Genomic DNA, 22151 nt, shown 5'->3' with positions numbered 1-22151 from the left:
GCCTGAAAGAATAAAAGCCCGGCTTGCTGATGCAGTCGGGCTTTTTTACGTCTTCAGGGTACAAATAAAAACAGGCCCGAATGGGCCTGTTGAGAGTTACTTCACTACGCGAAGCGCAGGGCGACCACCGCGCGGCGGCGGCGTATCGTCAGGATCGTTGTCGTCATCGCTGTCAGGCTTGTCGCCATCGATAACGGACATCACGGTTTCGTTCTCCGCACCCGTATCCGCATCGTCGTTGACGTGCACGCCGTCTTCATCGTACGCGGCTTCCGGTTCAAACATCGTGCCAGCGCCGTTTTCACGGGCATAGATAGCCAGCACGGCGGCCAGCGGGACTTCAACCTGACGCGGCACGCCGCCGAAGCGAGCGTTAAAGCTCACGCCGTCGTTCGCCAGCTCCAGATTCCCCACCGCGCGCGGTGCGATATTCAGGACGATTTGCCCGTCACGCGCGTATTCCATCGGCACCCGCACGCCCGGTAACGTCACGTCGACCACCAGATGAGGCGTCAGCTGGTTATCCAGCAGCCATTCATAGAATGCCCGCAGTAGATAAGGACGACGTGGTGTCAGCTGTGACACATCCATTCAATTAGCCCCGACCGAGACGCATTTCACGCTCGGGTTCAGTTAAGGAAGCGAGGAAGGAATCACGTTCAAACACGCGAGTCATGTACGCTTTCATCTCTTTAGAACCGGCACCAACCAGCTCAATGCCCATAACCGGCAGGCGCCATAACAGCGGAGCCAGATAGCAGTCGACCAGGCTGAATTCATCGCTCAGGAAGTACGGCTTCTGTGTGAAGACCGGCGCAATCGCCAGCAGCTCTTCACGCAGTTGCTTACGAGCCGTTTCCGCCTGTGCGGCAGTACCGTTCATCACGGTATTCATCAGCGTATACCAGTCTTTCTCGATGCGGTGCATGTAAAGACGGCTTTCACCCCGCGCAACCGGGTACACCGGCATCAGCGGTGGATGCGGGAAACGCTCATCCAGGTATTCCATAATGATGCGAGATTCCCACAGGGTCAGCTCGCGATCCACCAGTGTCGGTACGCTTTGATTCGGGTTGAGGTCAATCAGATCCTGAGGTGGATTGTCTTTCTCCACGTGCTCAATCTCAAAGCTGACACCCTTTTCGGCCAGCACAATGCGGACCTGATGGCTATAGATGTCAGTAGGACCAGAAAACAGCGTCATTACCGAACGTTTGTTGGCAGCGACAGCCATGAAAACCTCCAGGTATATTCAGAATTTTTTACTGCTACCCGCCACGACATGTGACCGGCCAGTGATAAAGCCCCGTAAGCGTCGAACGACATTCCTGTTCGAAACAAACAAAAAATGAACAATCGCCTGCATTTGGGCAGAAAATTGGATGATAGTTTACCAGATTTTGATGGCTTTGTGGTGAGGGGATTCTGGAAATGCTGAAAAAGGGCGAAAAGAGAGTCAGGGATTGTGGATAACGCCTGTTTTATCCATAAAAAAACCCGCCGAAGCGGGTTTTTTCGCCAATTGTTCTGCGTGAGCAGAAACCAATTAACGTTTGGAGAACTGAGGACGACGACGTGCTTTACGCAGACCGACTTTCTTACGTTCAACCTGACGAGCATCACGAGTAACGAAGCCAGCTTTACGCAGTTCGCCACGCAGGGACTCATCGTACTCCATCAGAGCGCGGGTGATACCGTGACGGATCGCACCAGCCTGACCAGAGATACCACCACCTTTAACGGTGATGTACAGATCCAGTTTCTCAACCATGTCGACCAGTTCAAGCGGCTGACGAACTACCATGCGGGCAGTTTCACGACCGAAGTACTGTTCCAGAGAACGTTGGTTGATAACGATTTTGCCGTTGCCCGGTTTGATAAACACGCGAGCTGCGGAACTTTTGCGGCGACCAGTGCCGTAGTATTGATTTTCAGCCATTGCCTATAATCCCGATTAGATGTCAAGAACTTGCGGTTGCTGTGCCGCGTGGTTGTGCTCGTTACCCGCGTAAACTTTCAGTTTACGGAACATTGCACGACCCAGCGGGCCTTTTGGCAGCATGCCTTTAACCGCGATTTCAATCACACGCTCAGGACGGCGGGCAATCATCTCTTCAAAGGTCGCTTGTTTGATACCACCGATGTGGCCGGTGTGGTGGTAATACACTTTGTCTTCACGCTTGTTGCCGGTTACAGCAACTTTTTCTGCGTTCAGAACGATGATGTAATCACCAGTATCTACGTGCGGAGTGTATTCCGCTTTGTGCTTACCGCGCAGGCGACGAGCCAGTTCGGAAGCCAGACGGCCCAGAGTTTTACCGGTCGCGTCAACAACATACCAGTCGCGCTGTACGGTTTCTGGTTTAGCTGTAAAAGTTTTCATTAAAAGCTTACCCAAATAAATAAGTTACACGTTGGTGAACACCCAAACGTTTAAAAGTTGAGGCTCACACGACAAAGTCCGGCAAACCTACCCCTTCGAATAGCCTATGCCAGCACATAGAAAGTTTTGGGAAAAAAACCTTCTCGTAACGTGGGGTCGCAAGATTATAGAGAAGTCACGGTCAAAGATCGACCCCTAAATGTGATTTGCCGAGGGTTTTTAACCGGCCAGATGTTCGCGCTTCAGATACTCTTCGCTTTGCATCTCCTGCAGGCGCGAAAGACAGCGCTGGAACTCAAATTTCAGCCGCTCTCCCTGATAAATTTCGTGCAGCGGCACGGCGGCGCTAACCACCAGTTTGACATGGCGCTCATAAAACTCATCCACCAGCGCAATAAAGCGTCGGGCTTCACTTTCCATTAACGACGTCATCACCGGCACATCAAACAGCATCACCGTGTGGAACAAGCGAGACAGCGCAATGTAATCGTGCTGGCTGCGGGCATCCACGCAGAGCGTAGTAAAGGAAACGGCCAGCGTCTGGTTCTCTGCGCCAAGCGTCGGCAAGAGGCGATGATTAATTTCCAGTTCCGGTGCCGCACCACGACGGGTGCCCGCCAGCGCCAGCCAGAGTTTATCCATCTGCTGACGCGTGTCGTTATTGAGCGGCGACAGCCACAGATGTGCCTGGGTCAGCGTCCGCAGGCGGTAATCAATCCCTGCGTCGACGTTCATGATATCGCAGTGCGCCTTGATGGCATCAATCGCCGGCAGGAAACGCGGGCGCTGTAGCCCGTTACGATACAGTTCATCAGGCGGGATGTTGGACGTCGCTACCAGCGTGATGCCTCGGGCAAACAGGGCTTTCATCAGGCCACCGAGCAGCATGGCATCGGTAATATCGGAGACAAAAAACTCGTCGAAGCACAGCACGTCGGTTTCAGACTTAAAGCGATCGGCGACGATTTCCAGCGGGTCGCTCTGCCCCTGTAATGCCGTCAGCTCTTCGTGTACGCGCAGCATAAAGCGGTGGAAGTGCAGGCGCTGTTTACGCTCTCCCGGCAGGCTTTGATAGAACATGTCCATCAGCCAGGTTTTCCCGCGCCCCACGCCGCCCCACATATATAAGCCGCGCACCGGCGTACTCGCCGTGGGTTCGCGTTTGCCCAGCAGCTTGCCAAATTTCGCCCTGAGGCCCGTGCTGGCGGGGGATGCCGCCGGAAGTGCGGTCAGTTCCTGATAAATGGCATCAAGGCGAGATACGGCCTCGCGCTGAACGTCATCGGGTTGATGGCTGCCCGCTTCAAGGGCCTGAAGATATCGCGATGTGGGGGTCATGCTTTGCATAAGTTATTGTTATTTCCTGAAAAGCAACGTGCAGCAGTTCACGGTTGTCGAAAAAAAGGCCGTTCTACAGTACGCGATGACACGCCAGGATTCCACTTCTAAGGGAATAGCGGTTATAGTGGCGTTATCGGGCGCAGGCGAGCAGCCTTATTGCCACCCTACGGAACCACAAAACAACGGGAGAAGTTCATGACCTGGGAATATGCGCTAATTGGTTTAGTTGTCGGTCTTATCATTGGCGCCGTCGCTATGCGATTTGGTAACCGGAAGTTACGTCAACAGCAGGCCCTGCAGTACGAACTGGAAAAGAACAAAGCAGAGCTGGACGAGTATCGTGAAGAACTGGTCAGCCACTTTGCCCGCAGCGCCGAGCTGCTCGACAATATGGCCCACGATTATCGCCAGCTGTATCAGCATATGGCGAAAAGCTCCAGCAGCCTCCTGCCGGAAATGAGCGCGGAAGAAAACCCGTTCCGTAACCGTCTGGCAGAGTCCGAAGCGGGCAACGATCAGGCGCCGGTTCAGATGCCACGCGACTATTCTGATGGCGCATCCGGCCTGCTGCGCAGCGCTGCAAAACGCGACTAACACCTCTTTATTTACGGGCGCAGCCCTTGCGCCCGTCACATCCCGCTCAACCCAGCTATTATTTGATCATCTACCTCATTGTTAGACACTCGAAAATTCAATAACATCGAGCGGTTTATGGGCGCTTTTTTCTCACATTCCTCAGGTCATGAGAGCCAGCATCAATGAAGAAACAAACCTTATTATTAAGTGCGTTAGCGTTAAGCGTTGGGTTATCTCTTGGCATAGCGAGGCCGGTATCTGCTTCTCTGCCTGCTGTCGTGCCCGGCCAGGGCCAGTTGCCAAGCCTGGCGCCAATGCTGGAGAAAGTGCTGCCTGCCGTGGTGAGCGTACAGGTGGAAGGCACCGCTGCGCCCGCAAGCCGTGGACAAGTGCCCGAAGAATTAAAGAAATATTTAGGCGAAGATGCCCCAAATGAGCAGCCTCAGCCGTTTGAAGGACTCGGCTCGGGCGTGATCATTGATGCAGCGAAAGGGTACGTGCTCACTAACAATCACGTCGTCAGCCAGGCGCAGAAAATCAGCGTGCAGCTAAACGATGGCCGTGAATTCGATGCCAAACTCGTCGGTAGCGACGATCAGAGTGACATCGCCCTGCTTCAGATTCAGAAACCTGAGCGCCTGACGCAAATCGCCGTCGCCGATTCCGACAAGTTGCGCGTCGGAGATTTTGCCGTGGCGGTGGGGAATCCGTTTGGCCTTGGTCAAACCGCTACGTCGGGCATTATCTCTGCACTGGGCCGCAGCGGCCTGAATCTCGAGGGGCTGGAAAACTTTATTCAGACAGATGCCTCGATAAACCGGGGCAACTCCGGCGGCGCGCTGCTTAACCTCAATGGCGAGCTGATTGGGATAAACACCGCGATTCTCGCGCCAAGCGGCGGCAGCATCGGTATCGGTTTTGCTATTCCAGGCAACATGGCAATGACGCTCGCCAAACAGCTGATTCAGTTTGGCGAAATCAAGCGCGGGCTGCTGGGCATCAAAGGCATGGAAATGAATGCTGATATCGCCAAAGCGTTTAAGCTCGATATCCAGCGCGGAGCCTTTGTCAGCGAGGTATTGCCGAACTCAGGTTCTGCGAAGGCGGGCGTGAAATCGGGCGATATAATCGTGAGCCTGAACGACAAACCCCTTAGCAGCTTTGCCGAACTGCGCTCACGTATCGCGACCACGGAGCCGGGCACCAAAGTGAAGCTTGGCCTGCTGCGTGATGGTAAACCGCTAACCGTCGAAGTCACTCTGGATAAGAGCACCTCTTCAACGGCAAGTGCAGAGCTCATTACGCCTGCGTTGCAGGGCGCTTCCCTGAGCGACGGACAGATGAAAGACGGCACCAAAGGTATTGTGCTGGACGAGGTAGAGAAAGGCAGCGCCGCGGCACAGGTTGGCCTGCATAAAGATGACGTTATCATCGGCATTAACCGCCAGCGGGTGCAGTCAATCGCCGAGATGCGCAAGGAGCTGGAGACAAAGCCTGCGATTATCGCGCTGAACGTCATGCGCGGAAATGAGAGCATCTATCTGCTGTTGCGCTAAAACAGCCTTCACGGCGGACATCGCCTGCGTGTGATGTCCGCTTAACTCGTGCTATGCTGCCCCGGTTCCCTTACCTGTGATAATCGCATCATGCTTGTAAAGCTCATACGTTCAGTCGCAATCGGATGTATCGTCGGTGGCATTTTGTTGGCCGCCATGCCGTCATTGCGTCAGCTTAACCCCCTTTCATCCACGGTCTATGACAGCGCGGACGAATCGCCGGTCAGCTACAATGCCGCCGTGAAACGGGCAGCGCCAGCTGTCGTTAACATTTATAACCGCGCGCTAAACAATACCAGCCATAACGTACTCACACTCGGCTCCGGCGTGATCATGGACGACCGTGGGTACATTATTACTAACAAGCATGTCATTAACGATGCCGATCAAATCATCGTCGCCCTACAGGACGGACGCGTTTTCGAAGCGCTGATTGTCGGCTCCGATAGCCTCACCGATCTCGCCGTACTGAAAATCAACGCGAACGGCGGGTTACCGGTCATCCCCATCAACCGCAAACGCGTACCGCACATTGGTGATGTGGTGCTGGCCATCGGAAACCCGTACAACCTCGGGCAGACCATCACCCAGGGCATTATCAGCGCTACGGGGCGTATCGGCCTGAACCCGTCCGGCCGCCAGAATTTCCTGCAAACGGATGCCTCCATTAACCACGGCAACTCCGGCGGGGCGCTGGTCAACTCACTCGGCGAGTTGATGGGGATTAACACCCTCTCCTTCGACAAAAGCAACGATGGTGAAACGCCCGAAGGAATTGGTTTTGCGATTCCGTTCCAGCTGGCGGCCAAAATCATGGACAAGCTGATCCGCGATGGCCGGGTGATTCGCGGCTACATCGGTATCAGTGGTCGTGAAATTGCGCCTCTGCATACTCAGGGTGGAGCGATGGATCAGATACAGGGCATCGTGGTAAATGAAGTGGCCTCAGGTGGCCCGGCCGCTGAGGCAGGCATTCAGGTCAATGACGTGATTGTTTCCGTGAATGAGAAACCCGCCGTCTCCGCGCTGGAAACAATGGATCAGGTCGCCGAAATTCGTCCGGGTTCGGTCATCCCGGTGGTTGTCATGCGTGACGATAAAAAACTCACCCTGAACGTCACCATTCAGGAATACCCCGCCACCAACTGATGCAAATAAAAAAACCGGAGCTTAAAAGGCTCCGGTTTTTCGTTTCAGGCAACGAGCTTATTTGTTAACAAACTCTTCGCCCAGCACAATATCTTTCTTCAGCGTATCCAGCATGCCTTCCATTGCGTGCTGCTCGAACGCGCTCAGCTTGCCTATGGACTGACGCTCTTCTACGCCATTTTTGCCCAGCAGCAGCGGCTGCGAGAAGAAGCGAGCATGTTCGCCATCACCTTCAACGTAGGCACATTCCACCACGCCTTTTTCGCCCTGCAATGCGCGAACCAGCGACAGGCCAAAACGCGCCGCTGCCTGGCCCATAGAAAGGGTTGCAGACCCGCCACCCGCTTTGGCTTCCACCACTTCGGTACCGGCATTCTGAATGCGTTTGGTCAGTTCAGCGACTTCCTGCTCAGAGAAGCTTACGCCAGGGATCTGCGACAGCAACGGCAGGATTGTCACACCAGAGTGACCGCCGATAACCGGCACTTCAATCTCTGTTGGCTGCTTGCCTTTCAGTTCCGCCACGAAGGTATTGGAGCGGATGATGTCGAGCGTGGTCACGCCAAACAGCTTGTTTTTGTCGTATACGCCGGCTTTTTTCAACACTTCAGCGGCAATGGCCACCGTGGTATTCACCGGGTTGGTGATGATACCGATACAGGCTTTCGGACAGGTTTTTGCAACTTGCTGCACCAGATTCTTAACGATGCCCGCGTTAACGTTAAACAGATCGGAGCGATCCATGCCGGGTTTACGCGCAACACCTGCGGAGATCAGCACCACATCAGCACCAACGAGTGCCGGGGTTGCGTCTTCACCGGAGAAACCTTTGATTTTCACAGCGGTTGGGATATGGCTGAGATCGACTGCCACGCCCGGGGTAACCGGCGCGATATCATACAGGGAGAGTTCTGAGCCTGAAGGCAGTTGGGTCTTAAGTAGTAGGGCAAGCGCCTGGCCAATACCGCCAGCTGCGCCGAGGACTGCGACTTTCATCCTAAACTCCTTATTATGGTTAGTTTCATCTACCGTAACTCCGTGGCGGCAACCTTAATTCACAAGGTAAACAATGACAATAAGCGAGATTGAAGAATGCGGAGCTACCCACAGCATAACGGTGCCATTGCTCACTTTACCGCCTGTGACTGACCCCGCGACGGCGTAACCGGTCGACTGTTGGTTACAATACACCCAGCCAGATGGGCAAAACAACCGCATTTTGATAACAATTGATTTACTTTTGCCGTTATTTTCGACTCGTGACGAAAGCATGTTTCTTGATAACGATTTTTGATAAAATCCTTCCCTTTCATAACATTATTTCAGCCTAATTCACGGCAGATCATTTGCATAAAAATTCATCCATATGCATAATAATGTTGTATTTACCGCCATGATACGGGTGACTTATGCGAAGTTCGGCTAAGCAAGAAGAATTAGTCAAAGCGTTTAAAGCATTGCTAAAAGAAGAAAAGTTCAGTTCTCAGGGTGAGATCGTTCAGGCATTACAGGAAGAGGGCTTTGAAAATATCAATCAGTCCAAAGTCTCCCGTATGCTGACGAAGTTTGGCGCGGTGCGCACCCGCAACGCCAAAATGGAGATGGTCTACTGTCTGCCTGCGGAACTCGGCGTACCGACCACCTCCAGCCCACTGAAGAACCTGGTGCTGGATATTGACTACAACGATGCGGTGGTGGTCATCCACACAAGCCCAGGGGCAGCTCAGCTGATTGCCCGCCTGCTCGACTCTTTAGGCAAAGCCGAGGGCATTCTTGGCAGCATCGCGGGGGATGACACCATCTTCACCACGCCTGCACGTGGTTTTACCGTGAAAGAACTCTACGAAGCCATTCTGGTGCTGTTCGAACAAGAGTTGTAACTTCCCTTCTCTCCGGCATCAGACCGGAGAGCGCCTTATCTCCCCCACGCACACCCAAACGCTACATAAAACCCCCTTTCCTTTAACATTAAGTGCGTTTGACTGCCTGAATGTAATCATCCAGTGAATGTTGTTAGTAAAATCGCACAAATTATCAAATTCATCTATCCATATGATTTTCTTAGCTATAAATCACCTAATCTGTCGTCTGATGACATTTTTAATGCTTTTCCGTTATAAAAACGAGGCTTCTTGACACTTAATTACACGCGCAACCATTAGTCTGGTATTAATTTTTTCGGTGATTAGTGTATACTTGATTTTGTGATGAGGGTCACGAAACAAAGACCCTGATAAAAAATTCGACGAGGTGAAAATTATGAAAATCAAAACCACTGTAAGCGCACTGACTATTCTTTCTGTCCTCTCTTTCGGCGCTTTCGCTGCAGATTCTATTAACGCGGACCAAGCCGCGAATCGCGAAGCTATCGGTACCGTTTCTGTCGGTGCAGTCGGTTCTTCCCCAATGGACATGCACGACATGCTGAATCAGAAAGCACAGGAACAGGGTGCCTCTTCTTACCGCGTGATTGAAGCACGTAGCGGTGACCACTGGCACGCGACAGCTGAGCTGTACAAATAAGATTTATTGATAGTCGGTAACAAAGAGAATTTAACGTCGCGGCACCAGGCATAAAAATGGCAGTTCAAACCTTCTCGCCGCTAAGTCAAAGAATTGAGGAGTAAAGATTATGAAAAGCACAATGATTATCGCAACACTGGGTCTGGCATCCGTTCTTTCCTTCAGCGCAGGTGCGGCTGTTCATCAGGTTAACGCAGAGCAGGCTCAGGGCATGCAATCCATGGGTACCGTGTCTGTGTCTCAGGTTGGTAGCGCCCCAATGGATATGCGTCATGAACTGGCGGCAAAAGCTGAAAAAGAAGGTGCTTCTTCCTACCGCATCATTGAAGCACGTAGCGGCGACACCTGGCACGCCACGGCTGAGCTGTACAAATAAACCCTCGTCGTCTTATCTGACGACTTGCCCCCGCCTGTCGGGGGCTTTTTTATGCCTGACGTACATTAAAACGCAGCATTCCTTCCAGTTCCTCTTCCGCTTCATCAAACAGAAGAATAAGCGCGCCATAGCGCCGACGCTGTTTATCATCCAGGTGCACAAACTCGATCTCCAGCGGCAGCGGTAGCTGGCTGGCGATTACCACTTGCCAAAGAGAATCCAGATCGTGAATCGGCGTACCGCTGAGCGCAAAGGTGCGGGTAAACTCACGATAGAAATCCGCCTGGGTACCTATTTCATCAAAATCAAAACTATAGGTTTTCATTCACACCCCGCTTACGCCAGAACGGGCGGCTGAAGCCGCCCGATATGCTGTCTACAATCCCCCGAGGTGCAGGGTTTTGACTTCCAGAAACTCCTCAAGTCCCAGCACAGAGCCTTCGCGTCCCAGGCCAGACTCTTTCACACCGCCGAACGGGCCGAGCTCTGTGGATACGGCGCACTCGTTAATCCCAATCATGCCACTCTCCAGCACCTGTGAAACCCGGAAAACGCGTTGCAGGTTTTGAGTGTAGAAATAGGCGGCCAGGCCGAAAGGCGTATTGTTGGCGCGCTGAATCACTTCGTCTTCGCTACTGAAGCGGAAACAGGCAGCCACAGGGCCGAAGGTTTCTTCCTGAGCGAGCAGCATTTCATCGCTGCATTCGCCGAGTACCGTCGGCTGCCAGAAGTTGCCGCCGAGCGCATGTGGTTTCCCGCCTGCCAGCGCTTTCGCACCCTTCGCGACGGCATCTTCCACGTGTTCACGCACTTTCTTCACCGCCGAAGGCTCAATCAGCGGCCCGATGACCACGCCCTCCTCCATACCGTTCCCGACTTTCAGCGCTTTAACGGCATCTGAGAGCTTGCGGGTGAAGTCGTCATAGACTTTTTCATGAATATAGAAGCGGTTAACGCTGACGCACACCTGCCCGGCGTTGCGGAATTTATTGGCAATCGCGCCTTTCACTGCCGCCTCAATGTCCGCGTCCTCAAACACGATATACGGCGCATTCCCGCCGAGTTCCATCGAGACTTTTTTCATGGTTTCCGCAGCATTGCGGACCAGCGTTTTCCCAACCGCGGTGGAACCAGTGAAGGAGATTTTGCGCACCTCGTGGCTCGCCATGATCGCGTCGCTGATTTCCTGGGTACTGCCCGCCACGGCGTTCAGAACGCCATCCGGTACGCCCGCTTTCTTCGCCAGTTGAAGCAGTGCAAAGGCGCTGAGAGGGGTGTTGTTAGCCGGTTTGATGACGCCGGTACAGCCTGCCGCCAGCGCCGGGCCGAGCTTGCGGGTCAGCATCGCCATCGGGAAGTTCCACGGCGTAATCGCCGCGACAACGCCGATGGGTTCTCGGGTGGCGAGGATTCGCGATCCCGGCTTGGCGGGAGGAATGATTTCGCCGTTGGCGCGTTTACCCTGCTCAGCAAACCACTGAATGAAGCTTGCCGCATACTCCACTTCGCCTTCGGCCTCTTTCAGCGGCTTGCCCTGCTCGGTGGTCATCAGTCTGCCAAGCCAGGCTTTGTTTTCAATGATGAGTTGGTACCAGCGGTAAAGAATTTCGGCACGTTCTTTGGCGGTCTTTGCCCGCCAGAGCGGGAAGGCTTTGCTCGCAGCGGCAATGGCCGCTTCGGTTTCGCGTTTCCCGGCCTTCGCCACTTTGGCAATCGTCTCACCCGTCGCCGGGTTTACCACATCGAATGTCGAATCGAGCGTTTTCCATTCGCCATTGACCAGAAAGCCAGTCTGAAAGAGTTCGTTATCCTGGAGCGCCTGCATTGTCATGTTTCCTCCGACAGTGTTGTCCTGTGATAACAGTTAAGTATAGCCATAAAAAAACCGACGCTTTTGGCGTCGGTTACGTTGATACAGATAGCGGGGGTCAATTCACCGTCAGGGCCTGCTGATATTTTCTCAGCATCCCGCTGAGCCGTTTCACCGGCTCGGTCACCTGAAGCGGAGCCTGCCAGATAACCAATTTTTCCTGATAGACATCCAGCTCCTCCAGCAAGCGTCCAAAGTAGCGACGGCGCTTGTCATCGCTGCTGGCGGAAATCAGCTTGTCTGCCGTGCGGCGCAGCTGGCGGTGGAAAGCCGAGAGATCATCGTTCACCGGCACAGGCGCATCACGCAGGCGCTGGTGGGCAATGATCAGCGTCAGCGCCAGACGGAATTTGGCGATATCGCCGGGGAATTTGTTCAGCAGTAAAAACAGCTGCTGATACAGCGCGGGCAGATGGTTCTCTTTCCGCCGAGCCGTGTTGGTCGTCAGGGAAGAAACCGCCGCGGACACGAACTGATTGAGCAGCACGCGACCGGTACGAGCCTGCGAGTTATCGCGCACCAACAAAATCACCATCAGCGCGAGGAAACAGCCCACCAGCTGGCCGAGGGCGCTGTCGAGGAACTGGCTGAAGTGGAAGGTCATCGGGTTGTCCAGCACCAGGATGTTGATGGTAGACGCCAGCGCACCGAGCGATCCGAGCCGCCTTTTTTGCACCTCAATGCCGAGAAAGAAGGCCAGCACGGCAAGACTCAGGCAAAGCAACAACATGCTTTGCTGGGTCGAAGGAATGACCACGAGGAAATAGAATGCCCCAATCGGCAGAGCGGCGATTGTGCCGTAGAGAAAATCGATGGCGACCATGCGCGGATTTGGCAGACGCATCGCCAGCGAGGTCACGACGGCAATCATCACCATCGCGCCGCTGCCGGACGTCCAGCCGGTCCACAGCCAGAACAGCGTGCCGAGCGCGCAGGATAAAGTGGTTCGCCAGAAGTTGATCATCGCATGATGACGTTCGGCGGACTCCACTTTCACCACCACTTCGCCCTGCAAAATCTCTTCTTCGCGGGCGCTGATTTTCGTATTCCCCGCCACGCCACGTTTGAGCAGCAGATAACGGGAAGTCGTGCCAAGCCAGGTGTAGAGCGTGATCGGCGTGTCATGCTGGCCGGTCCACGCCAGAATTCGCCGCATGCGTTTGAGCTGCTTCTGGACGTCCTGCACGGTTTCAACAGGCTCATCGAACATTTCACGCCATTCGGGCGTAATGAATTCCGGGCGAGTGTTCTGAATCAGATAGGTTTCGCAGGCCTGAGTAATAAGCGTTAAGGAGAGTGTATTCAGCGCCTTCAGGCGACGGTTGGCGCGGGCCCAGCGGGAGGACTCCATATTCAGGTTGCCGCGCATCCCTTCCAGCGCCTGGGTGCGACGAACCAGCGCGCTCCAGGCATTGTCGACCACTTCGCTGTCACCGTGACGAATGCATAGCTGCATCAACTGATACTGCGCCACCAGCAGCGCATCGAGTTCACGATCGATTTCCTGTTTGATTGACCGCGGAGAAAACAGCAGATCGGCGACGATCGCACTGACAATCCCGATCACGATCTCACTGCAACGCTCCACCGCAAACTGAGGTGAAAGCAACGGCTCATTCTGAATCGTGATCACAATGATCAGCGCCGTATAGCCCGCAAGGCCCCACGCGTAGGAGTTCTCCACTTTGATAAGTGAGGAGATCCAGGTACAAAAACCGGCCCACAGGCAGCACACCAGCACCATCAGCAACGGGGCGCGGATCAGGACGATAATAATGGTCAGCGCCGCAATACAGCCGATGAACGTCCCGCAGATACGCAGCATACCGCGATAGCGAATGGCCCCGGAATAGGGTTCGCCACCGGCGGCAAACGCCGGACCCGCGGCGACAATCGCTGCGGTAAGCACCGCCCAGCGCGGGGTTTCAAGCTCGAAGTGAAAACCGACAAACAGTGCCAGCACGATCGCGCAGACCAGTTTGATGGCAAAGCGCAGGTGCTGATCGGCTATAGAGAAAATGCCCATGATGATTAACCGAACTCACGCAGGCGCATACCCAACTTCTGCAGGAAGGTCGCTTTCTGCGTGTCCCTGTCTTTCGCGCCAGTGATGATAACCGTCGCAGTGGTGCCCGCAGGCCACAGGTTCCCCTGCTGCTCATCAAGATGAATGCGCACCGGCACGCGCTGCGCCAGGCGGACCCACTCCAGGTTGGAGTCAATGGTCGCCATGCCTTTGGCATCGCTGCTGCTGCTGGCGTTGGTGACACCTGCGGCGACGCTGTCGACGGTGCCTTTAATCACTTTGCTGCTGCCAAGCGGGGTGATTTCCGCACGGTAGCCCGGGCGCACGCCTTCCAGCTTGGTCTCTTCCATGTAGGCAACGACATAGAAGCTCTCTTTTTTCACCAGCGCGACGGCGGTTGAACCGCGGGTGATAAATTCACCGCTGTAGACGTTAAGGTTTGTCACCCAGCCATCCGCCGGGGCGCGAATCACGGTACGTTCAAGATCGAGACTCGCCAGATCGCGCGTTGCCTGAGCTTTCGCTAACTGATGTTCGACGGTCTGCAAAATGTTGTTGGCCTGGTCTATCTCTTCACGGGACATCGCCATCGTGCCGAGCTGATTACGGCGGCCGGCCTCACGGCGTTTTTCTGTCGCCAGCGCCTGATAATAGGCCACGTCGGCATTCGCCTCTTCGAGGGCTTTCTGATAGCGCGGCTGGTCGATAGTGAACAACACCTGATTTTTAGTGACCAGTTGGTTATCCTTGACCTTCACATCGGTGATAAGCCCGGCCACGTCAGGGGCAATGGCCACGACGTCAGCGCTGAAGCGTGCATCACGCGTCCACGGCGATTCGGTGTAATACACCCAAGCGCGGAAGATGGCAATGAAGGCGAACAGGACCAGAATCAGGGTGATGGCGGTTCGGGTTATTTTTCTTGTTAGTGTTTTCACAACGACCTCAAACGAACAAGCGCGATATCAGGTAGAACAAACAGCAATAAAGCGCAGTATTAAAAAGCGCAGGATGCCAGACGAAGTCATAGATCCCGGTAGGGACCAGCACCCGACGCAGCAGCCAGAAAATGGCCAGCGACAGTAGCAGCTCGACGAAGATCGGTGGGAAGGAAAGACCGAAAATCACGATGACGGGAAACAGACTCATGTTGACCTTGAATAAGAGAGTGCAGGTGAGAGCAGTGATGCTTTAATTATTCAGCTAACAGTATATTAACGTAACTGTTATAGCGTGATCTATATTATGTGATCTAAATCACTTTTAAGTCAGAGTGAACAATGGAACGATTAAAACGTATGTCGGTGTTCGCCAAAGTCGTGGAACTGGGTTCCTTTACGGCCGCGGCAAGGCAGCTCGAAATGAGCGTCTCATCGATAAGCCAGACCGTCTCAAAACTGGAAGATGAACTGCAGGTCAAGCTGCTGAACCGCAGCACCCGCAGCATCGGTCTGACAGAGGCCGGTAAAATTTACTATCAGGGCTGTCGGCGAATGCTGTTTGAAGCCCAGGACGTTCACGAACAGCTTTATGCCTTTAACAACACGCCCATCGGTACGCTGCGGGTGGGCTGTTCTTCAACTATGGCACAAAATGTCCTCGCCAGGATCACTTCGGAGATGCTCAAAGAGTATCCGGAACTCTCGGTCAACCTGGTCACCGGTATCCCCGCCCCCGACCTGATCGCCGATGGTCTGGATCTGGTGATCCGCGTCGGTGCCTTGCAGGATTCCGGGCTGTTTTCACGCCGTCTGGGCTCTATGCCGATGGTGCTTTGCGCGGCTAAAAGCTACCTGCAGCAGGCAGGAACGCCAGAGAAACCCGCCGATCTCGCCAGCCATTCGTGGCTCGAGTACAGCATTCGTCCGCACAATGAGTTTGAGCTGATTGCCCCGGAAGGACTATCAACCAAGCTAATCCCGCAGGGACGATTCGTCACCAACGATCCGATGACGCTGAACCGCTGGCTGACCGCCGGGGCCGGAATTGCCTTCGTGCCGCTGATGTGGGTGATCAACGAGATCAACCGCGGCGAACTGGAGATCCTGCTGCCGCGCTATCAGTCCGATCCGCGCCCGGTCTACGCGGTGTATACCGAGAAAGACAAGCTGCCGCTGAAGGTGCAGGTCTGCATCAACTACCTGACTGACTATTTCGTGGAAGTTTCGCGGCAGTTCCAGGGCATCAACGGCCGGGGAAAAAACTAAGGCAGCTGTTCGGGCTGCACATCTGATATCAGATGGGTGACGTCGCTGAGCGGGCCGATGCGCACTTCGCTCGAACGGTTAAACTTGCTCTTGTCCATTAGCAGCAAAGACTGCGACGCCCGCTTCAGCAGCAGTGACTTGTAGCTGGCGTTGTGCCCGCCCGGATCCCACATCACGCCATGACGATCGACGCCCTCGCAGGAAAAAATAAACAGATCGATGTCGAGCGTTTTCAGCTGAGTAACCAGCGACGGATTAACGTAATAGCCAAACTGGCGTTGTAATTCGCCGCCAGAGCTGACTAGGCGAATGTGCTCACGCTTACCAAGCTCTGTGCACACAGGATGGCTGTTGGTGAACACCGTTAGCGGCATATCGGGCAGCTGGCGGGCCAGGAACCAGCAGGTCGAACTGGCGTCCAGGGCTATCGTCATCCCGGCCTCAATCCACGCCAGCGCATGGCGGGCGATGTCTGACTTGTGGGCATAATGGCTTTTCAGCCTGGCGTAGAATGGCGCTTCGCTATCTCTTGATGGGTGATGAATGACGCGTGCGCGCCCGTGACTGCGCTGAATCTTACCCTGCTGCTGTAGGTCGCTAAGATCGCGGCGCACCGTTTCTTTACTGACGCTGAGCACGGCAGCCAGCTCGTCTGTGGTGAGGCTTTGGGATTGTTCCAGAAGCGTTACGATGTGCTGATGGCGAGCGACCTTCATCCGCGGTCTCCGTCAAAAATACACAGGCCCGGAGGTTCCAGGCCTGGCTGTCGGCCGGATAAGCGGCAGCGCCATCCGGCAAGTGATGTTAGGCCGTACCACCCACGGTCAGGTTATCGACCTTCAGCGTCGGCTGGCCAACGCCAACCGGCAGGCTTTGCCCTTCTTTCCCGCACACGCCCACGCCGTTATCCAGCTTCAGATCGTTGCCGACCATCGAGATCTGCTGCATCGCTTCGATACCTGAACCAATCAGCGTTGCGCCCTTCACCGCTTTGGTGACTTTGCCTTTCTCAATCAGATAGGCCTCTGAGGTCGAGAAGACAAACTTGCCGGAGGTGATATCCACCTGGCCGCCACCAAAGTTTGGCGCGTAGATGCCGTAGTCGACGGATTCGATAATTTCCTGCGGCGTCGATTTCCCGGCGAGCATATAGGTGTTGGTCATACGCGGCATCGGCAGGTGCGCGTAGGATTCGCGGCGGCCGTTACCCGTTGGCTTCACGCCCATCAGACGCGCGTTGAGCTTGTCCTGCATGTAGCCCTTCAGCACGCCATTTTCGATCAGCACGTTGTACTGGCCCGGGGTGCCTTCATCGTCGATAGAGACCGAACCACGGCGATCGACCATGGTGCCGTCATCCACCACAGTGCAAAGTTCAGAGGCTACCAGCTCGCCCATCTGGCCGCTGAAGACCGAGGTGCCGCGACGGTTGAAATCGCCTTCCAGACCGTGACCGACCGCTTCGTGGAGCAGCACGCCAGGCCAGCCCGCACCTAACACCACTGGCATTGTGCCCGCCGGGGCTGCCACGGCGTTGAGGTTGATCATCGCCATACGCACGGCTTCTCTCGCCCACGCGTCTGCACGCACTTCGCCGTCCACGTCTTCAAGGAAATAGTCATAGCCGAAACGCCCGCCGCCGCCGCTGGAGCCGCGCTCGCGTTTGCCGTCCTCTTCCACCAGCACGCTGACGGAAAGACGCACCAGCGGACGAACGTCCGCCGCAAGCGTGCCGTCTGTCGCCGCAACCAGAATCAGTTCATACACGCCGGTCAGGCTGGCGGAGACTTCCTGCACGCGCTTGTCGGCCGCACGCGCGGCTTTATCGACACGGCGCAGAATATCGAGCTTCTCTTCCCGGCTCATGCTCTGCAGCGGATCGAGGCTGGTGTAAAGCGGTGAATGGGCTTTTTCGCCGAGGGTATGCACTTTGCCATCGCCGCTTTCACGCACGATGGTACGGGCGGCCTGCGCGCTTTGCTCCAGCGCCAGCAGGCTAATCTGATCGGCATAGGCAAAACCGGTTTTCTCGCCGCTGACGGCACGCACGCCGACGCCCTGATCGATATTGTACGACCCGTCTTTAATGATGCTGTCTTCTAACACCCAGGATTCGTGATAGCTCGACTGGAAATAGAGATCGCCGTAGTCGAGGCGGCGCTCGGCGAGTTGGCCAAGTATGGCAAACAGGTCCTGATGGTTCAGGCCGTTCGCCGACAGCAGATGTTCACTTACCAGGTTCAGACTCATCGTTTTGCTACTCATTGGTGGCCGCGAAGCTCGCGGATAATCAGTTGTCTCTATTGAGAGTGAGGTAAATTGTAACGTCCGTCAAATCATTGCTTTTTATCGCCGCGCGCCTGGCGCAGCACTTCATTGATTTGCGGCTGATCGATAGGCCCGGTGATGTGGTAACGCAGAATCGATACTTTGCTCCACAGCGGCCCCAGCACTTTGCTGGCCGCAAACACAGCGGCACCGATTATCGGGTTCACGGCAAACGCCGTCGCCACGCCGACGGTGGCAGAGATTTCCGGCGCGACCACCGCTTCCATGTCCAGTTCGCGACGCACCAGGTTCACGGAACCCTTCATGGCGATATCCGCTTCAAGGCCATCCACCAGCGTGTCGTCGGTGTGCAGCGTGCCGTCTTTAATCCACGCGGTGCTGCGAATGGAGTCAAACCAGAAGCCTTCGCTGAAGGTATCGCTGAAGTCAAAACGCAGCTTGCGCAGCAGCGAGTCGACGCTCAGCAGGCGCAGCAGCTGGCCGGCATGGCCGGTACTGATGTCGGTAAATTCGCCTTTGCCCAGATGCGCCTTCAGGATCCCATTCAAAGAGGACACATCCGGCGTCCAGGGCTCGTCGCGCCAGTGCAGGTCATAATCAATATCGAATGAAGAATCGCGGATAGGCGTGGCGACGCCAAAATAGCCGAGCGCCGCATCTACTTTGCTGCCGCGAAGTTTCCCTTTCAGCGATGTGCGCTCGCTGCCCGGCGCATTGACCCATTCGCCGTTCATCGTCAGACGGGCAAAGCCCGTATCCAGCAGCCCGTTAGAGAGCGACAGCGTGTTGCCTTTCACTGCAAAATCACCGTCAATACGCCCGTATTTTTGCCCCCACAGCCAGCACTCTGCGCAGCGGAGCTGCACGTCAGGCCAGTTCTGGAAATCGACCCGATCTTTTTCATAGAGGTTGCTGCCCACGGCTTCGCCGGTGGTGGTGGTTGCCGATGGGTTGTAATAGAGATAACGAATGTTCGCCAGCCACGGCGCATTATTGCGTAGCGCAAGCGTCGCGTTAATTTCACGCCCCTGTGCCTCCACGCTGGTGCCTGACGAAGTGGGCTGCGAAATAATGCTGATGTTGTTCCAGCGCTGGCCTGCCATGGTTAACGCCGGGGTTCGCAGCGTCACGCGTTCCGGGAAGACGGCTGCGCCGCCCACGCTGTCTGCGGCACCCTGACGGAACAGGGCCAGCCACTGCGCACCGTCCATCGGTGGCAGGTTCAATTCTACACCCGCCGTATCCGGCAGCGGCGGCACGCTGCGGCTGTCTGAAGCCCAGATAGCCCGATCGAGCGTCAGTTTTTTGTTCAGCAGCCAGCGGCTGTTGAGGTGATCTTTCGCGCCTACATTACCCGTCAGATCGAAATGATTCAGGTCGCCTGCCGCCGTCAGCTTCACCGGCAGCGGCTCCCCGGCCTTTTTATCAACCGGCGCAGGTAAGCGACTGCTTACATTCTTCAGGTCGCCGGTGATATCAACCTTGTAGTTTGTTGTGCCTTTGTAAGGCAGCTCGATGCCAACTTTCCCCTGCCACGGCACGCTACCGCTGATGGCATCGTTGATCTGCTTTGGCAGCATTCCCGTGCGGGTGGGCTGCCAGTTGGCGTCCATATTCACCGCTACCTGATAAGCCTTTGGCCCTTCCGTGGTGGTGAAATTGACGTTCAGCGGCTGATTAAACCAGTTGGCGGTCAGCGGCCCGCTTTTCAGATCGCCATTCTCAAAGCTAAAGCTGCCGTTTAAATTTTTCAGCGTGCTGTCGAGCGGTTTGATAAACAGGCTGTTGTTGTTCAGGCGCACGTCGCCTTTGGCCAGCACCTGCTTGCCGTTGAGCGGAATATCAAGATGTAAGCGAGCATTCACATCGCCATCAAGCTGGAGCTCTTCGAGCGTCGCGCCCAGAGAATCTTTCAACGGCGACTCGTCGAAGTACGGCCCGACGGCCTTGCCCGGCCCGGCAATTTGCGAGTCGATGATCAGCTTTTCTTTCGAGTAGTCCGGAATCGCCGCATTCAGGTTATGCGCCGTCACGCCACCCAGTGCCACCTTATCGGCCTGCATAAACAGCCCGTCATTGAGGAAGTTGAGATCAATATTCAGGTTGGTAAGGGCAGGCCAGTCTGGCTGGAAGGCAAAGGTCGCATTGTGCAGCGGCACCCAGACCTGGAACTGGCCTTCGTTATGCTTGTACGGGAACAGATGCGGGTTACCGCCGTAAACCAGCGTCGCGTTATCCGCCTGGCCGCCTTTGATCGCCGAGCTGAGATAATCGACCAGCTCTTTGCCCATCAGGTTTTCCGGGAAGTAGCGCCAGGCCTGACCACCGTCGTTGGTGCTGATACCGGCCAGAATACCGAGCCACGGAACGTCATTGGCGGGCTGCAGCCAGCGGAAGCCGCCGTTGGCATGGACGCCGGTCGCCTGAACGTCGATGTCACGCCCGTCGAGCATGAAGCCCTTCTCATTCTTCACCCAGGAAAGATTCGCCGTGCCTTTTGCTATCTCAAGCGGCGCACGAAACACCGTCTCATAAGGCATTTTGGCGTTTTCCATGCTGACGTTGAGCGAACCGTTTTCAACGCTGCCTTCTGCACGGCCGGAAAAGTGTTCTGCGCCCGGCAACAGCTGCCACTGCTTCCATGCGAGGTTGCTCCAGGCCGCCTGGAAACGGGTTTTCTCCGTGGCCTGCAGGGGAATATCCAGCGCCAGCTGGTCAATCTGCCCGGCAGGCTGAGTTGTCTCCCAGATTTCACCGAGCGACGGCGAGAGCTTCTCCGCGATAGGCAACAGGCCCGCCAGCCCGCTAAGTTCAAGGTTGCTGGCGCGGATGCGAAGTTCATCACTGCGCACGTTGTCTTTCCCGCCGACGTCCTGACCGGGGATCCACGCCAGCGCCAGCGCGCCCTGCGGCCAGCGCTTGTCGTCAATCGCAATACGCGTGTCAGGAATGTTGAACGCCCAGCCGGAGTCTGCCCGGCTGATGTGCGCCATCAGATTATCAACAGACAGGTTATGAGGCTGCTTGTCCCCTTGCCAGCTTGCGCCGCCCTTCTTCAGCCAGACGTCGCCACTGGCGATATCGCCTTTGTTGAGTTCGATCCAGCCTTCAAGACTGAAGCGGGCCGAGGTCAGCGCGATGTTGTCCTCCATCCAGCGCCCCAGCCACGGCTTGACGTCGATGTCATCCGCCTGCACCCACAGTCGCCCTTCATTGAGCAGGCCGTTTTCATCACGCAGGTCCATGCGCACTTTCATGACGCCATGCTGCCCGGTGAGGCTGGAAAGGCTCAGTTCCCCTTCGGCGCGGTGACGGTTTTTGCCGTTCAGCCAGGTCAGCTGCGGGATAGCGAGTTCGGCGCGCTGGCCGGAGAGCGTCAGAAAACTAAGATGGCTGTCGCGAAGGGTGAACTGATCGAACTGGCGCAGAAACAGATCGCCGATGCGGTCAGTTTTCAGCTGGCCGCTGCTGTCGTTGTGTTGCAGAGGGGTGTTGGTGCGAATTTGCAGCTGCCAGAAGGTCAGCTCGCGAAACTGCCAGCGGAAATGCAGCAGGCTTTGCCAGATGTCCAGCGCAAGCGTGACGCGCTTGACCGACAGCTGCCCATCGTTTTTCATGCCCGCTTTGATGTCGCGAACTTCAAGCGTTGGACCGTAGTTTTCCCAGCTGGCTTTGATCTGCGAGGCGTCGACAGGATGCCCGGTCGACTCGGCGATTTTCTCCAGCAGCTGTGGACGCCATTTGTCCAGCTGCGGCAAAACGAGACGCAGGCCACTGACCAGTAGCGCGACGATAACAATCAATGTTGCCACCGTGATCAGCAGGATTCCAGGCAAACGCCTCACGCATCTCTCC

General features: G+C 55.6%; 21 protein-coding genes. 7 read left to right on the top strand and 14 right to left on the bottom strand.

Annotated elements, in window-relative coordinates; all coding sequences use genetic code 11:
- Positions 1–96: 96 nt before the first annotated feature.
- The 5 genes from sspB to zapE form a co-directional block, all read right to left on the bottom strand.
- A complete protein-coding gene (gene sspB / locus CRO87_RS17280; RefSeq protein ID WP_097164168.1) occupies positions 97–591 on the bottom strand; it encodes a ClpXP protease specificity-enhancing factor in 495 nt (164 codons plus the stop codon).
- Positions 592–595: 4 nt separating this feature from the next.
- Positions 596–1234 (bottom strand): stringent starvation protein SspA, encoded by a 639-nt coding sequence (gene sspA, locus CRO87_RS17275; RefSeq protein ID WP_097164167.1) that lies wholly within the window; start codon positions 1232–1234, stop codon positions 596–598.
- Between the two features lie 312 nt (positions 1235–1546).
- A complete protein-coding gene (rpsI, locus tag CRO87_RS17265) occupies positions 1547–1939 on the bottom strand; it encodes a 30S ribosomal protein S9 (protein ID WP_000829815.1) in 393 nt (130 codons plus the stop codon).
- A gap of 15 nt (positions 1940–1954) precedes the next feature.
- Complete coding sequence (gene rplM / locus CRO87_RS17260) at positions 1955–2383, bottom strand: 50S ribosomal protein L13 (protein WP_097164166.1); 429 nt, start codon at positions 2381–2383, stop codon at positions 1955–1957.
- A 219-nt stretch (positions 2384–2602) separates the two neighbouring features.
- Positions 2603–3730: a cell division protein ZapE gene (gene zapE / locus CRO87_RS17255; protein WP_097164165.1), complete on the bottom strand. Its 1128-nt coding sequence runs from the start codon at positions 3728–3730 to the stop codon at positions 2603–2605.
- A 189-nt stretch (positions 3731–3919) separates the two neighbouring features.
- Between zapE and zapG the strand changes: the two genes are divergently transcribed.
- The 3 genes from zapG (at position 3920) to degS (ending at position 7005) form a co-directional block, all read left to right on the top strand.
- Entirely contained in the window at positions 3920–4318 is a 399-nt protein-coding gene (gene zapG, locus CRO87_RS17250) for a Z-ring associated protein ZapG (RefSeq protein WP_097164164.1), read from the top strand.
- 164 nt (positions 4319–4482) lie between these two features.
- A complete protein-coding gene (gene degQ / locus CRO87_RS17245) occupies positions 4483–5856 on the top strand; it encodes a serine endoprotease DegQ (RefSeq protein ID WP_097164163.1) in 1374 nt (457 codons plus the stop codon).
- A 90-nt stretch (positions 5857–5946) separates the two neighbouring features.
- Positions 5947–7005, top strand: coding sequence for an outer membrane-stress sensor serine endopeptidase DegS (degS, locus tag CRO87_RS17240; protein WP_097164162.1), 1059 nt, complete (start codon positions 5947–5949; stop codon positions 7003–7005).
- A gap of 57 nt (positions 7006–7062) precedes the next feature.
- Here degS and mdh read toward each other — a convergent pair whose 3' ends face one another.
- On the bottom strand, positions 7063–8001 hold the full coding sequence (gene mdh, locus CRO87_RS17235) for a malate dehydrogenase (RefSeq protein WP_097164161.1): 939 nt from the start codon (positions 7999–8001) through the stop codon (positions 7063–7065).
- A gap of 413 nt (positions 8002–8414) precedes the next feature.
- Between mdh and argR the strand changes: the two genes are divergently transcribed.
- From argR to yhcN (CRO87_RS17220), 3 genes are all read left to right on the top strand, one after another.
- Positions 8415–8885 carry a transcriptional regulator ArgR gene (gene argR / locus CRO87_RS17230; RefSeq protein WP_097164160.1) on the top strand — a complete coding sequence of 157 codons (471 nt, stop codon included), beginning with the start codon at positions 8415–8417 and terminating at the stop codon, positions 8883–8885.
- 379 nt (positions 8886–9264) lie between these two features.
- Entirely contained in the window at positions 9265–9528 is a 264-nt protein-coding gene (gene yhcN, locus CRO87_RS17225) for a peroxide/acid stress response protein YhcN (protein WP_097164159.1), read from the top strand.
- A 109-nt stretch (positions 9529–9637) separates the two neighbouring features.
- Positions 9638–9904 (top strand): peroxide/acid stress response protein YhcN, encoded by a 267-nt coding sequence (yhcN, locus tag CRO87_RS17220; protein WP_097164158.1) that lies wholly within the window; start codon positions 9638–9640, stop codon positions 9902–9904.
- Positions 9905–9953: 49 nt separating this feature from the next.
- Here the strand turns inward: yhcN (CRO87_RS17220) and CRO87_RS17215 are convergent, their stop codons facing one another.
- The 5 genes from CRO87_RS17215 to aaeX all read right to left on the bottom strand — a co-directional run bounded on the left by CRO87_RS17215 (position 9954) and on the right by aaeX (position 14949).
- Positions 9954–10229, bottom strand: a complete 276-nt coding sequence (locus CRO87_RS17215; protein WP_097164157.1) for a hypothetical protein — start codon at positions 10227–10229, stop codon at positions 9954–9956.
- 51 nt (positions 10230–10280) lie between these two features.
- Positions 10281–11735: an NAD-dependent succinate-semialdehyde dehydrogenase gene (locus CRO87_RS17210; protein ID WP_097164156.1), complete on the bottom strand. Its 1455-nt coding sequence runs from the start codon at positions 11733–11735 to the stop codon at positions 10281–10283.
- 97 nt (positions 11736–11832) lie between these two features.
- Positions 11833–13800: a p-hydroxybenzoic acid efflux pump subunit AaeB gene (gene aaeB, locus CRO87_RS17205; protein ID WP_097164155.1), complete on the bottom strand. Its 1968-nt coding sequence runs from the start codon at positions 13798–13800 to the stop codon at positions 11833–11835.
- 5 nt (positions 13801–13805) lie between these two features.
- Positions 13806–14738, bottom strand: a complete 933-nt coding sequence (gene aaeA, locus CRO87_RS17200; protein WP_097164154.1) for a p-hydroxybenzoic acid efflux pump subunit AaeA — start codon at positions 14736–14738, stop codon at positions 13806–13808.
- Positions 14739–14745: 7 nt separating this feature from the next.
- Positions 14746–14949 carry a p-hydroxybenzoic acid efflux pump operon protein AaeX gene (gene aaeX / locus CRO87_RS17195; protein WP_097164153.1) on the bottom strand — a complete coding sequence of 68 codons (204 nt, stop codon included), beginning with the start codon at positions 14947–14949 and terminating at the stop codon, positions 14746–14748.
- 131 nt (positions 14950–15080) lie between these two features.
- Here aaeX and aaeR point away from each other — a divergent pair, with 131 nt between their 5' ends.
- A complete protein-coding gene (aaeR, locus tag CRO87_RS17190) occupies positions 15081–16007 on the top strand; it encodes an HTH-type transcriptional activator AaeR (RefSeq protein ID WP_097164152.1) in 927 nt (308 codons plus the stop codon).
- Here aaeR and fucR read toward each other — a convergent pair.
- The 3 genes from fucR to yhdP form a co-directional block, all read right to left on the bottom strand.
- Positions 16004–16723 carry an L-fucose operon activator gene (gene fucR / locus CRO87_RS17185; protein ID WP_097164151.1) on the bottom strand — a complete coding sequence of 240 codons (720 nt, stop codon included), beginning with the start codon at positions 16721–16723 and terminating at the stop codon, positions 16004–16006. The genes aaeR and fucR overlap by 4 nt on opposite strands.
- An 88-nt stretch (positions 16724–16811) precedes the next feature.
- A complete protein-coding gene (gene tldD / locus CRO87_RS17180) occupies positions 16812–18257 on the bottom strand; it encodes a metalloprotease TldD (RefSeq protein ID WP_097164150.1) in 1446 nt (481 codons plus the stop codon).
- Between the two features lie 86 nt (positions 18258–18343).
- Positions 18344–22141 carry an AsmA2 domain-containing protein YhdP gene (gene yhdP / locus CRO87_RS17175; RefSeq protein WP_097164149.1) on the bottom strand — a complete coding sequence of 1266 codons (3798 nt, stop codon included), beginning with the start codon at positions 22139–22141 and terminating at the stop codon, positions 18344–18346.
- Positions 22142–22151 lie beyond the last annotated feature (10 nt).

The sequence above is a fragment of the Enterobacter sp. CC120223-11 genome, from assembly GCF_900215375.1.
Lineage (GTDB): Bacteria > Pseudomonadota > Gammaproteobacteria > Enterobacterales > Enterobacteriaceae > Scandinavium.
Note: the sequence above shows the minus strand (reverse complement) of the source record. Positions and strands in the feature narration are given on the sequence as shown.